At 32.4% G+C, this 12792-nt stretch carries 13 protein-coding genes; 3 read left to right on the forward strand and 10 right to left on the reverse strand.

Going from position 1 to position 12792, the window contains the following annotated elements:
* The 6 genes from mraY to mraZ are packed head-to-tail and all read right to left on the reverse strand — an operon-like array spanning window position 1 to window position 6351.
* The gene (gene mraY, locus EG240_RS04870; protein WP_125018017.1) at window positions 1-1209 is read right to left on the reverse strand and encodes a phospho-N-acetylmuramoyl-pentapeptide-transferase; all 1209 of its coding nucleotides are present in this window, start codon (window positions 1207-1209) and stop codon (window positions 1-3) included.
* Between the two features lies 1 nt (window position 1210).
* On the reverse strand, window positions 1211-2665 hold the full coding sequence (locus tag EG240_RS04875) for a UDP-N-acetylmuramoyl-L-alanyl-D-glutamate--2,6-diaminopimelate ligase (RefSeq protein ID WP_125018019.1): 1455 nt from the start codon (window positions 2663-2665) through the stop codon (window positions 1211-1213).
* Window positions 2662-4665 (reverse strand): penicillin-binding protein, encoded by a 2004-nt coding sequence (locus tag EG240_RS04880; RefSeq protein WP_125018021.1) that lies wholly within the window; start codon window positions 4663-4665, stop codon window positions 2662-2664. Before EG240_RS04880 ends, EG240_RS04875 begins: the two co-directional genes overlap by 4 nt.
* Complete coding sequence (locus EG240_RS04885) at window positions 4656-4997, reverse strand: FtsL-like putative cell division protein (RefSeq protein ID WP_125018023.1); 342 nt, start codon at window positions 4995-4997, stop codon at window positions 4656-4658. Before EG240_RS04885 ends, EG240_RS04880 begins: the two co-directional genes overlap by 10 nt.
* Window positions 4998-5903, reverse strand: coding sequence for a 16S rRNA (cytosine(1402)-N(4))-methyltransferase RsmH (gene rsmH, locus EG240_RS04890; RefSeq protein ID WP_125018025.1), 906 nt, complete (start codon window positions 5901-5903; stop codon window positions 4998-5000). It abuts the gene before it with no gap.
* On the reverse strand, window positions 5893-6351 hold the full coding sequence (gene mraZ, locus EG240_RS04895; protein WP_125018027.1) for a division/cell wall cluster transcriptional repressor MraZ: 459 nt from the start codon (window positions 6349-6351) through the stop codon (window positions 5893-5895). Before mraZ ends, rsmH begins: the two co-directional genes overlap by 11 nt.
* A 366-nt stretch (window positions 6352-6717) precedes the next feature.
* Between mraZ and EG240_RS04900 the strand changes: the two genes are divergently transcribed.
* A complete protein-coding gene (locus tag EG240_RS04900) occupies window positions 6718-7482 on the forward strand; it encodes an alpha/beta fold hydrolase (RefSeq protein WP_125018029.1) in 765 nt (254 codons plus the stop codon).
* A 3-nt stretch (window positions 7483-7485) separates the two neighbouring features.
* Entirely contained in the window at window positions 7486-8106 is a 621-nt protein-coding gene (gene yihA, locus EG240_RS04905) for a ribosome biogenesis GTP-binding protein YihA/YsxC (protein ID WP_125018031.1), read from the forward strand.
* A 32-nt stretch (window positions 8107-8138) separates the two neighbouring features.
* Here yihA and EG240_RS04910 read toward each other — a convergent pair whose 3' ends face one another.
* The 3 genes from EG240_RS04910 to gldB all read right to left on the reverse strand — a co-directional run bounded on the left by EG240_RS04910 (window position 8139) and on the right by gldB (window position 9790).
* Window positions 8139-8426, reverse strand: coding sequence for a hypothetical protein (locus EG240_RS04910; RefSeq protein WP_125018033.1), 288 nt, complete (start codon window positions 8424-8426; stop codon window positions 8139-8141).
* A 69-nt stretch (window positions 8427-8495) separates the two neighbouring features.
* Complete coding sequence (gene gldC / locus EG240_RS04915) at window positions 8496-8831, reverse strand: gliding motility protein GldC (RefSeq protein ID WP_125018035.1); 336 nt, start codon at window positions 8829-8831, stop codon at window positions 8496-8498.
* Window positions 8831-9790 (reverse strand): gliding motility lipoprotein GldB, encoded by a 960-nt coding sequence (gldB, locus tag EG240_RS04920; protein WP_125018037.1) that lies wholly within the window; start codon window positions 9788-9790, stop codon window positions 8831-8833. The genes gldC and gldB overlap by 1 nt, the downstream gene beginning before the upstream one ends.
* Before the next feature lie 81 nt (window positions 9791-9871).
* Between gldB and nadE the strand changes: the two genes are divergently transcribed.
* Window positions 9872-10675 carry an NAD(+) synthase gene (gene nadE / locus EG240_RS04925; RefSeq protein WP_125018039.1) on the forward strand — a complete coding sequence of 268 codons (804 nt, stop codon included), beginning with the start codon at window positions 9872-9874 and terminating at the stop codon, window positions 10673-10675.
* 61 nt (window positions 10676-10736) lie between these two features.
* On the opposite strand, the gene dnaG is transcribed toward nadE, so the two are convergent.
* The gene (gene dnaG, locus EG240_RS04930; protein WP_125018041.1) at window positions 10737-12719 is read right to left on the reverse strand and encodes a DNA primase; all 1983 of its coding nucleotides are present in this window, start codon (window positions 12717-12719) and stop codon (window positions 10737-10739) included.
* Between the last annotated feature and the right edge of the window lie 73 nt (window positions 12720-12792).

Below are 12792 nucleotides of genomic sequence, written 5' to 3' on the forward strand. Positions count from 1 at the left end.
CTATCTTAATTTTAATGAAATCACACAAAAAATTGCTAAGAAAATAGCCACAATCCAGAAACGAGTAACGATTTTACTTTCGTGATAACCTTTCTTCTGAAAGTGATGATGTAAAGGCGACATTAAGAAAATTCTACGTCCTTCACCATATCTCTTTTTTGTGTATTTGAAATAACTAACCTGCAAAACGACTGATAAATTTTCTGCTAAGAAAACACCACATAAAACAGGAATCAATAATTCTTTACGAACTGCGATTGCAATAACAGCAATAATTCCACCGATGGTTAAACTTCCAGTATCTCCCATAAAAACTTGAGCTGGATAGGTATTATACCACAAGAAACCGATTAAAGCTCCAACAAAGGCGGCAATAAAAATGGTCATCTCACCAGAGTTCGGAATATACATTACGTTCAAGTAATTTGACAAAACAAAATTTCCTGAAATAAATGTAAAAGCTGCTAAAGCCAAAACCGTAATTGCAGAGGTTCCTGCCGCTAAACCATCAATTCCATCTGTAAGATTTGCACCATTTGAAACAGCTGTTACAATAAAAATTACAATTGGAATAAAAATCAACCAAACGTAGTTCTCGTAACCATCACCCATCCACGAAATCAATTGTCCGTAATCGAATTCGTTATTTTTGAAAAAAGGAATTGTTGTAGCCGTTGACTTTACATCGTATTTACTAATCGTTTCGGTTTCTAATAAAATACTTGGCGTATCACGAACCGTCACACTTGGATGAAAATATAAAATTCCCCCAACGATTATTCCTAAACCAATTTGACCAATAACTTTAAATCTTCCTTTTAAACCTTCTTTATCCTTTTTAAATATCTTAATATAATCATCTAAAAAACCGATTGCTCCCATCCAAATGGTGGTTAAAATCAAAAGTAAAATATAGATGTTATCTAACTTTGCGAATAATAAAACTGGAATTAATGTTGAAATTATAATAATAATTCCACCCATTGTAGGCGTTCCTGCTTTTTCATTCTGACCTTCTAAACCTAATTCACGAACTGTTTCTCCAATTTGTTTTTTACGTAAAAAGTCAATAATTCGTTTACCAAAAATCGTTGAAATCAACAATGAGAACAATATCGCCATACCTGAACGAAACGTAATATACTGAAACAATCTAGCTCCAGGTATGTCGTAGTTTTCTCCTAAATATTGAAATAAATAATATAACATCTTATGCTTTTAAAAATTCTTGAACCAATTCATAATCATTGAAATGGTATTTAACTCCTTTAATTTCTTGATAATCTTCATGACCTTTTCCTGCGATTAAAATAATATCACCAGATTTCGCAAGTTTACAAGCTGTTTTAATAGCTTGTGCTCGGTCTTCGATTGTAAGAACTTTTCTCACGTTTTGAGCTTCGACTCCAGCTTCAATTTCAGAAAGAATCACCATCGGATCTTCATTTCTTGGATTATCTGAAGTAAAAATCACTTGATTACTCATCTCTGAAGCAATCTGTCCCATTTCTGGACGTTTGGTTTTATCTCGATTACCGCCGCATCCCACAACAGTAATTAATTGTTCATTTCTTGTACGAATTTCTTCGATTGTTTTTAACACATTTTCAAGTGCATCTGGCGTGTGTGCGTAATCTACAATAGCCGTAATTTTATCATCAGAAACAAAATATTGGAATCGACCTGAAACACTTTTCAAAGTACTTAATTGCAATAAAACTTCTTCTTCGGACAAACCTAAATTTATTGCAGCTCCGTAAACTGCTAATAAATTAGAAGCATTAAAAGAGCCGATCAGTTGTACCCAAATTTCGTTGTTTTGAATACGCATTAACATTCCAGAAATTTGACTTTCTAAAACTTGACCGTGAATATCTGCAACATTTTTTAGACCGTAAGAAAGTTTATTTGCCTTGCAATTTTGCAACATAAATTCACCATTCTTATCATCTGCATTTGTAATCGCAAAAGCTTTTTTATCTAATTGATCAAAGAAGCTTTTCTTAACATCACGATATTCTGCAAATGTTTTGTGGTAATCTAAATGATCGTGAGATAGATTTGTAAAAAGTCCGCCGTTAAAATCTAAAGCTGCAGTACGTTTTTGGGCAATTCCGTGAGAACTCACTTCCATAAAACAATACTGACATCCAGTATCAACCATTTGAGCTAGATATTTATTTATAGAAATCGAATCGGGTGTGGTATGTGTGGCAGGAAAATTTTCCTGACCAATCATCACTTTCACCGTTGATAACAACCCAACTTGAAAACCAGCTTGCGAAAATAAATTATACAACAAAGTTGCAATCGTTGTTTTTCCGTTTGTCCCTGTTACTCCAACTAATTTTAATTTTGTTGAAGGATTATCATAAAAATTAGAAGCTAAAAATGCTAAAGCTTCATTAGAATTTTCGACTTGAATATAAGTTACCTCCTGATTTAAATCTATTGGTAAAATTTCGCAAACAATCACCGAAGCACCTAAATCAATCGCTTTTTGAATGTAATTATGACCATCAACTTCTGTCCCTTTGATTGCTACAAAAAGTGTCGATGATTTTACAGAACGCGAATCGAAAGTTATAGCATCAATAGCAATATCAACAGAACCAATTATCGATTTTGTTGAAACATTTGCTAATATATTTTCTAATTTTCTCAAGATAATTCTAATATAATTGTTTGTGTTCTATCTAATGTTTGTCCTACTTGAATAGATTGCGATTTTACTTTTCCAAATCCAGTTGTTCTAACTCGAACTCCTAAATTCTCTAAAATTGCAATAGCATCCATCGGACTTAATCCGACTACATTTGGCATTTTATTACCCGTATTTTTTACAGTCGAATAATATTTTTCATATTTCTTATTAATCTCTGGAAGCGTTTTATCAATGTCTTTTATTTCCTTTATCGAAGGAACATCGGTGAAAATCTTTTGTGCCAAACGTTTAAAAACTGGTCCAGCAACATCACCTCCATAATAACTTCCTTTTGTAGGACGGTGAATCACAACGATACAAGAATATTTAGGTTCTTCGGCAGGAAAATATCCAACAAACGAAGAAGCATAATACATTCCACCACCACTTTTACCATAATTCATTTGAGCTGTTCCTGTTTTACCAGCCATTGAAAAATCGGTAGAATATAATCGATGACCTGTTCCTCCTTTTTTCTTCATAACATTCTTTAGAATGTCTTGCATTTCACGAACTACTTGCGGTTTTACAATTTGTGGATTAATTACTTGTGTTTCAAAAACCTTAACGGAATTATTAACATCGCGAATTTCCTGAACAAACTGAGGCTTAACCATTTTTCCATCATTAGCCACTGCGTTATAAAGCGCTAATGTTTGTAATGGTGTTACTAAAATTCCGTATCCATAAGCCATCCAAGGCAAAGCAATCTTACTCCAATTTCGATCTCCAGGAACTGGAATATAAGAAGAAGCCTCTCCTAACAAATCAATTCCTAAAGGTTTATTGAATCCAAAACTTTCCAATTTATCAGTGAACTCTTTTGGATTATCTTTAAAAGCTTCATTAACCGCCTGTGTAACAACAGTATTTGAGGAAACTTCAAAACCTCTAGCTAAAGATATTTTTCCATAACCTCTATTATTCGAATCTCTAACTCTTTTACCTGAAAACGTCACTAAACCATTATGCGTGTCATAAATTGTTGCTGTATCTGCCTTTCCTTCATCAAGTAAAGCTAAATATGACGCCAACTTAAATGTAGAACCTGGATCATGTTTTTCAACAACTGCATAATTTATCGTTTCTGAATAACTTCCATTTTCGCCTAATCCTAAATTAGAAATTGCTTTTATGTGACCAGTTTCGGTTTCCATAACGATTACCGTTCCGTGATGCGCCCCAAAATCTTCTAATGCTTTCAGAAGCGCGTGATGCGCAATATCCTGAATATAAACATCAATCGTTGTAATGATATCTAAACCATCTCTTGGATCAATCTCATTTTCATCGCCGATTGGTTTCCATAAACGTTTAGACATTTTTTGAACCTTACGACGACCTTCTTTACCTGTAAGATAATCTGTAAAAGCTGCTTCAACACCTTTTCTAGTTATCGAACCATCGTCATTAATACGTTCATAACCAATCGTTCTGTTTGCAATCATTCCCATCGGATATTCACGAACATTAACCTGATCGATTATCATTCCGCCTTTATTCTTTCCTAAATTAAAAAGTGGAAAAGATTTCAAACGCATATAATCGGTATAACTCAACTTAGTTGCGATGTGTAAATACCTTTTTTTATTAGAACGTGCTCTCCTAAAATCAGATTCATATTGACCAGAAGTTTTTCTTTTTAGAAACTTAGCTAACGAATCCGATAATGGTTTTATATTTTTTTCAAAATTCTCATCTGTTGGTGCAAAAGGATCAAAGTAAATGGTGTATTTTGGGATTGATGTCGCCAATAAACTTCCATCTGCTGAATAAATATTACCTCTATTCGCAGGAATACTTTCGTCTTTGATGGTTAAACTGTCAGCTTTACTTCTCCATTTTTCTCCATCTTTAAACTGAATGATGGACATCTTAGCAAAAATCCCGAAGCAAATCAGCAACATAAAACCGAAAACTAAATAGGCTCTATTATTTTCGTTTTTGTTAGCTAATCCCATAAATCAAAAAATCCTTTTTCTTCTTTTTCTACAACTACCTTAATTTTTTTAGGCGGAACACTTGATGGAAAAATCTCTAAAGTTTCCATTTTTCTTGAAATCGTAGATTCCATTTTTAATTGCATCAATTCTGAACGGCGATCAACAAATTCAGAACGCATTTCTTTAACTTCTTCATTCAAATCACGAAGATTCATTGTCTTTTGCTCATAAAAATGGTTATTCGCAATCAAAACAAGCGCCCATAAAACCACATAAATAATAAATAGCCAATTATAAATAGAATGACCTTCTACTAAATATTTGGCTTTTATGATATTATATATGTTCATTTATTTTTTTTCTGCAATTCTTAATTTAGCACTCCGTGCTCTATTATTTATTTTAATTTCCTCATCTGAAGGAATAATCATTTTTCCAATTAATTTAAAAGGAACTTCAAAACGACCAAACATATCTTTTTCAGGTTCACCTTCAAACATTCCGTTTTTCATATAACGTTTAACTAAACGATCTTCTAAGGAATGATAAGAAATCACACTCAATCTTCCGTTTGGAGCTAAGATTTCTAAAGATTGTTCTAAAAATTCTTTTAAAACATCCATCTCTTGATTTACTTCAATACGAATGGCTTGATAAATCTGAGCTAAAATCTTATTGCTTTTATGTCCAGGTAAAAAACGAGACAATATTTGTTTTAATTGTTCTGAATTTTTGATTTCATTTTCTGCTCTTGCAGTAACAATAACTGAAGCCATCGCTCTTGCATTTGTCAATTCTCCATATTGAGAAAGAACGCTTGCAATTTGACTTTCGTCGTAATCATTAATAACATTATAAGCAGAAAGTCCACCTTTACGATCCATTCGCATATCTAATTCTGCTTCAAAACGAGTTGAAAAACCGCGTTCTGCAACATCAAACTGATGAGAAGAAACTCCTAAATCAGCCAAAATTCCATCGACTTGTTTAACTCCATGAAAACGTAAAAAACGTTTTATGAATCTGAAATTTTCATTTATTAACTGAAAACGGTCATCTTCAATAATATTAGCTAGAGCATCTTCATCTTGGTCAAAGGCAAACAATTTTCCGTTTGGCCCTAATCGTTTCATAATTTCTCTTGAATGACCTCCTCCACCAAAAGTCACATCCACATAAATTCCGTCAGGTTTAATATTTAAACCATCAACCGTTTCTTTTAATAAAACCGGATTGTGATATTCGTTATTCTCCATTGTCATCTAAATTTCCCATTACTTCTTCGGCTAAATCACCAAAGTCCAAATCATCATTTAAAATATCTTCATACAATTGTTTGTCCCAAATTTCAATAACATTGACTTTAGATGAGAAAACGACATCTTTTGATATTTTTGCAAAATCAATCAGGTCTTTCGACAACAAAAGACGACCTGCATCGTCAATTTCTACCGTTTTTACACCCGCCATAAACTTGCGAACAAACAAATCATTTTTGCGAACAAATCTATTAAGCTTATTGATTTTAACCATCATCAATTCCCATTCAGCCATTGGCCACAACTCAACGCAAGTTTCAAACACAGAACGCTTTAAAACAAAACCTTCGGAAATAGCAGGAATCTGCTTCTTTAAAGAAGCAGGAATCATGACCCTTCCTTTGGTGTCAATTTTACATTCGTATGTACCTACAATTGAATTCAACTTTACCTTTTGATTTTAGTAATAGCAAATGTAAATATTTTTTTACCACCTTTTACCACTTTTTACCACTTTGTTGATATTTTTTTCCACAATCTTAAAAAACGACTTTCAAAAACATAAGTAACTCATTTACAATGATTAAATATTTTTCATAGTTTTCTATCTTTCTTTGATTTATTTTAAATATTCAATCAGAAACAATACAATAAAATACATTCTTATCAATGAAAATACATCTCGAAACGAAATAAAATGTTTATAAAATCGTTAATAAAAAACAAAGTTTTATTTAAAGAAACTAATAAATAATAAATAGAGAGAAAAATAGTATATTTGCCTATTATAGAATAATCGCAAAAAAATTAAATGGAGCGAAAAATAAAAGAAGAAGGAAAATTCAGATACGCAGAATACGGCGAAGGCAAACCAATAATAATTTTACACGGATTAATGGGCGGCTTGAGTAATTTCGATGGAGTTGTCAATTATTTTCCGAAAAAAGGTTATCGTGTAATTTTACCTGAACTACCGATTTACACGAATAGTATATTAAAAACAAGTGTAAAAGCATTTGCTAAATTCACACACGATTTCATAAAACATTTAGGACTTAAAGATGTTATTTTATTAGGTAACTCTTTAGGAGGACACATTGCATTACTTCACACAAAACTTTACCCTGAAAACGTAAAGGCAATGGTAATTACAGGAAGTTCCGGATTGTACGAAAGCGCAATGGGAGATTCATACCCAAGAAGAGGCGATTACGAATTTATCAAGAAAAAAGCAGAGGACGTATTTTACGACCCAGCAATTGCTACAAAAGAAGTTGTTGACGATGTTTTTGCAACGGTAAATGATCGAATGAAATTGATAAAAACTTTGACCATTGCCAAAAGCGCGATTCGTCATAATATGGCAAAAGACTTACCAAAAATGTCAACTCCAACTTGTATTATTTGGGGAGCGAATGACAAAGTAACACCACCTGATGTTGCTGTAGAATTTGAAGAATTATTACCAGACGCAGATTTATATTGGATTGATAAATGTGGACATGCCGCAATGATGGAACATCCAGATGAGTTCAATGAGTTATTAGACGCTTGGTTAACAAAAAGAAAATTTTAACGAATGAAAATAAATACCGCAGAATTTGTAATTAGTAACTCCGATGTTTCTAAATGTCCGAATGAACCTTTACCAGAATATGCTTTTATTGGCCGTTCTAACGTTGGTAAATCATCGTTAATAAACATGCTAACCAACAATAAAAATTTAGCAAAAACATCTGGGAAACCTGGGAAAACACAATTAATAAATCACTTTAAAATCAATTCAAACTGGTTTTTAGTAGATTTACCAGGTTATGGATACGCTAAAGTTTCAAAGAAAACGAAATCGGTTTTTCAACAATTCATTACCGAATATTTTGAAAAAAGAGAACAACTTGTTTTGGCTTTTGTTTTAATTGATATACGTCACGAACCACAGAAAATTGATTTAGAATTCTTAACATATTTAGGAGAAAGCGGAATACCTTTAAGTATTATTTTTACTAAAGCAGATAAAGTTCCAAGAAGTAAAGTAAATAATCTAGTAGCTTCCTACAAAAAAGCTTTATTAGAAGGAGAATGGGAAGAAATGCCTCCGTATTTTATAACTTCTTCTGAAACAGAATTAGGTAGAGATACTATTTTAGAATACATTGACCAAATCAATAAAGATATTTTTAAGAACGATAGTTTTATATAAAAAAAGACAACTTACAAAAGTTGTCTTTTTTGTTACATATATATTGTAAACAATAAAGTTATTAAAACAGCGAAAATAAGTAATGCAAAATAAAACTGTTTTAGAACTTTTAACTTGTTAACACCAATCAATACAATCAAAAATAAGGGAATTAAAAAAATTGCTATTACTGAAATTATTGATGTCATTTCAAATAAAGCTCCAACAATTACAAATCGATACATATCGAAATTTTGAACCACATTCCAATACAAAAAAAGCAAAATACTAACTATTAAAGTTAGATTAGCAAAAGATTTATTTTCAGCTAATTTATTCATAAGTGTGTTTTTTTTATAAAACTAATATATAAAAAATATCCGATAGCTTCAAAACTATCGGATATCTTATTATTTGTGTAACTCAAGTTTTTCTGCAAAATAAGCGCAGAAATCACGCATCGTATCACTCATTTTTTTATCATCTGTTGCACGCTCAAAAGTATCAGCCATTGCTACTAAAGTTTGATGAAAGAACTTCTTCATTTCATCAACTGGCATATCTTTCGTCCATAAATCAATTCGAAGTGTTTCTTGAACTTTACTATCCCAAATTGAAAGTAACATCGCTTTCGCTGTATCGTTTTCAATTCCTCCATCAGGAGCTGTCCATCTTAAAATTTCAGGAACTTTGTTTTCGTCTAATTCAACTTGAATTTTAATTTCAGACTTATTTAATTGACCCATTATTTCTTAGGTTTATATTTAGAATTATCAAATATCTCTTTTGCATCTTTAGCAAAAAGTTCTTGCAAAGTTACATTATTATTTTTCATATACGAACGAACAATTTGCCAACCAATCCAAACTCCAACTCTACCTGGTGATTCTGCATCTAAATCCAAATAGAATTTTGAGAAAGGTGCATTTTGAATAAATCGACCATAAAGCTTTGAATCTGAATCATAAAGCAATTTATTTTCAATAAAATACTTCCACATATGAGATTCATTATCAAAACACCATTGGATTTGTTCTGGAGAATATCCCATTTTCACATCGTCAGAAGCATTCGGAATTAACAAATCTTTAGCGTACATAATTTTCCCAGAATAAATTATTTGAGATAAAAACTGACGATCATTTGGATAAGATAATTGAGTTGTAATAAAACTTTCTGCTAAATCAGAAGTAATTTGAGTAGGTTCAAAACCGCCTAACAAATACGTATCAAAAACTTCATAAAAACGATGGTCTTTACCTAAATACGTATCCAACGAAATGATCGAAAGCGAATCTGTATAAATTGTTTTCGCATCTACATCAACTTCCGAAATCAACGTAACGACTTTACCTGGTTTTTGATTCGGAAAATAATATTTGATGTGTTTGAATAACGATTCCAAATCTGTTTCTAATTGCTTCGTATCAGCAAATTGTGTTTGCACTTCTTTGTAAAGTACTTTAAACAAAGAATCATTTCGTTTATTCATCCATTCTTCATCAGGCACATTTACAGGAAGCAGAAACGGATATTTTTGTTTTAGTTTTGAAAATTCAGCATCAGGAGTTTCGACAAATTCTTTATCAAAACGAAGTACCTGAACCTCAACCGGAATTTCTTCAATTTCGCTATTAACCTTTGCTTTTTCTGAACAACTCGTCAGTCCGATTGCAGCAAATAAAATAAATAGATATTTCTTCATAGTTTGGAAAACAAGATTATTTCTTAACTTTATAAATGAATTACAAATATAACACAGCTCGATTAAAATCAATACAACTTTATGACATCATCCACATTTAAAAGTAAAGAAATCACAGAACTAATTGTGAACTGGTTAAAAACTTACGCAGAAACTGCACATGTAAAAGGTTTTGTGGTAGGAATTTCTGGCGGAATCGATTCGGCTTTAACCTCAACATTATGTGCAATGACAGGTTTACCAACACTTTGTGTAGAAATGCCCATTCATCAAGCTGCAAGTCAGGTTTCTAGAGCGCAAGAACATATTTCGTATTTAAAATCAAAATTTAATACTATTTCAAGCGCAGTTGCCGATTTAACTCCAACTTTTGATTTGATGGTTGAAAGCTTTCCGAAAGGTGAAGATGAAGCACGTTTAAATTTAACTTTAGCCAATACAAGAGCGCGTTTACGAATGACTACCTTGTATTATTTCGCAGGAATTCACCAAGCTTTAGTTGCTGGAACAGGAAACAAGGTTGAGGATTTTGGCGTTGGATTCTACACAAAATATGGAGATGGTGGTGTAGATGTAAGTCCGATTGCAGATTTAATGAAATCAGAAGTTCGTGAATTAGCAAAGTATTTAGGCGTTCCGTCGAGTATCATTGTAGCAAAACCAACCGATGGTTTATTTGGCGACGACCGTTCTGATGAAGACCAATTAGGTGCAAGTTACGATGAATTGGAAATGGCGATGTTAGCTAAAGAAGCTGGAAAAACAGAGGCTGATTTTAAAGGCAGAGAATTAGAAGTTTTTAAAATTTACAGCCGTTTAAACCGAATCAATCAACATAAAATGAATCCGATTCCGGTTTGTGAAATTCCAAAAGAATTGAAATAATTTTCTATCATTTATTAAACAAAAAAGTCTGCCTTAAGAAAGCAGACTTTTTTGTTATTTACTAAAATCGAGACATTACACGACCTAATTGATAGGAGAATGAATTAGCTAATTTATTATAATCAACAGCTTCAGTTAAAATTTCAAAATTATTACCCGATGAATTTTCAGATAGTTTATTTTTAATTTCATCCACAATCTGATTTACCAAATACCAACGTAACGTTAAAATGGTTTCAAACACATATTGTGAAACACCTTGGTCTTTGGTTTTTACAAAAATATGCTGACGTTCCCATTCGTGTACTTCATATTTTTCTTCGTTCATAATAATCGAAGTAATTTCTTCAGCAAATTCAGGCTTTAAACGCGTTAAATATTCTTCTAAATTCCAATATCCTTTTTGATGATAAAACGCAATAATATCTTTATAAATATCACGGAATAGCGGATTGCTCAACTCAACCTCATCGTCTTGCAAACTCAAATAAACTTTATCAAAAACTTTACGTGTAACTTTTACCGTAACTTCTTCAACGGTTTCTTCGATTTCATTAGCTTGTAAAACCAACTCGTTAAAAGTTTCTTCATAATTTCCGTAAATCAACAAAATCTCAATGATTTTACGTTCTAATAAAAACATAATATCAACCTTCTCTTTTTTGATTTCTTCTGGAGATTCAAGTTTTTTTACAACCTCAAATTTCTTTTCTTGAACAAATTTCTTGTTGGCTTCTTGAAGTTCCTTTTTGCCGATGTTCGCTAAAGTACTAAAAAGCACATCTTCAGAAATATCCATAATTCGAGCCGTTTCTTGAATATAAACTTCACGCTGAATATTGTCTGGAATCTTAGAAATACTCGAAACCATATCTCGAATTAAATCGGCTTTTTTTATCGGGTCGTTCTTTGCATCTTGCATTAACAACGAAGCTTTGAAACGAATAAAATCGGTTGCGTTATCTTCGAAATATTTCAACAATTCATCGTGTGGTGTTTTTTTAGCAAAACTATCTGGGTCATCACCATCAGGAAACGTACAAACACGAACGTTCATTCCTGCTTCCAAAATCAAATCAATCCCACGAATCGAAGCTCGTAATCCCGCTGCATCACCATCAAAAAGAACCGTAATATTTTTGGTTAAACGACTAATCAAACGAATTTGGTCTGGCGTTAAAGCCGTCCCCGAAGATGCAACAACATTCTCGATTCCCGCTTGATGCATTTGAATCACATCGGTATAACCTTCAACCAAATAGCAGTTATCTAATTTTGCAATGGATTGTTTAGCGTGGAAAATACCATAAAGCACTTTACTTTTATGGTAAATATCACTTTCAGGCGAATTTAAATATTTAGCTGCTTTTTTATCGTTAGTCAAAATTCGACCACCAAAACCTAAAACACGTCCCGACATACTTTGGATTGGAAACATCACACGACCTTTAAAGCGGTCGAATTTCTTATCTTCTTTTACAATCGTTAAACCCGTTTTTTCTAGAAATTCCAATTGATAACCTTTTCCTAAAGCATCATTTGTAAATGCATCCCACGAATCTGGCGAATATCCTAAACTAAACTTTTCAATGGTTTGCATGGTAAAACCACGCTCTTTGAAATAAGACAAACCAATTGCTTGACCTTCGTCAGAATTCAGCATGATTTTAGAAAAGTATTTTTTGGCATATTCAGATACCAAGAACATACTTTCCTTTTCGTTCATTTGTTCTTTTTCCTCGTTGGTTTGTTCGGTTTCTTCAATTTCGATATTGTACTTTTTTGCTAAATATCGAATCGCTTCTGGATACGTAAAATGTTCGTGCTCCATAATAAAAGCAATCGCATTTCCACCTTTTCCAGAACTGAAATCTTTCCAGATTTGTTTGGCTGGTGAAACCATAAACGAAGGAGATTTTTCGTTCACAAACGGACTTAAACCTTTGTAATTACTTCCGGCTTTTTTTAATGTAACAAAGTCGCCAATCACTTCTTCAACTCGAATTGCATCGTAAACGGCATCTATGGTGGCTTTTGAAATCATTATAATCTTCTAAAATTTATACAAACAAAACTACAAAAAAAAGCGTGCCTTCTGAGCACGCTTCAAACTAATT

The organism is Paenimyroides tangerinum (assembly GCF_003865405.1).
In the GTDB taxonomy this organism is placed as follows: Bacteria; Bacteroidota; Bacteroidia; order Flavobacteriales; family Flavobacteriaceae; genus Flavobacterium; species Flavobacterium tangerinum.

What these genes read in the sequence shown, in the direction of transcription:
- mraY (WP_125018017.1), bottom strand. Translation starts at nt 1,209, where the DNA reads ATGTTATATTATTTATTTCAATATTTAGGAGAAAACTACGACATACCT.
- EG240_RS04880 (WP_125018021.1), bottom strand. Translation starts at nt 4,665, where the DNA reads ATGGGATTAGCTAACAAAAACGAAAATAATAGAGCCTATTTAGTTTTC.
- EG240_RS04885 (WP_125018023.1), bottom strand. Translation starts at nt 4,997, where the DNA reads ATGAACATATATAATATCATAAAAGCCAAATATTTAGTAGAAGGTCAT.
- rsmH (WP_125018025.1), bottom strand. Translation starts at nt 5,903, where the DNA reads ATGGAGAATAACGAATATCACAATCCGGTTTTATTAAAAGAAACGGTT.
- EG240_RS04900 (WP_125018029.1), top strand. Translation starts at nt 6,718, where the DNA reads ATGGAGCGAAAAATAAAAGAAGAAGGAAAATTCAGATACGCAGAATAC.
- yihA (WP_125018031.1), top strand. Translation starts at nt 7,486, where the DNA reads ATGAAAATAAATACCGCAGAATTTGTAATTAGTAACTCCGATGTTTCT.
- EG240_RS04910 (WP_125018033.1), bottom strand. Translation starts at nt 8,426, where the DNA reads ATGAATAAATTAGCTGAAAATAAATCTTTTGCTAATCTAACTTTAATA.
- gldC (WP_125018035.1), bottom strand. Translation starts at nt 8,831, where the DNA reads ATGGGTCAATTAAATAAGTCTGAAATTAAAATTCAAGTTGAATTAGAC.
- gldB (WP_125018037.1), bottom strand. Translation starts at nt 9,790, where the DNA reads ATGAAGAAATATCTATTTATTTTATTTGCTGCAATCGGACTGACGAGT.
- nadE (WP_125018039.1), top strand. Translation starts at nt 9,872, where the DNA reads ATGACATCATCCACATTTAAAAGTAAAGAAATCACAGAACTAATTGTG.
- dnaG (WP_125018041.1), bottom strand. Translation starts at nt 12,719, where the DNA reads ATGATTTCAAAAGCCACCATAGATGCCGTTTACGATGCAATTCGAGTT.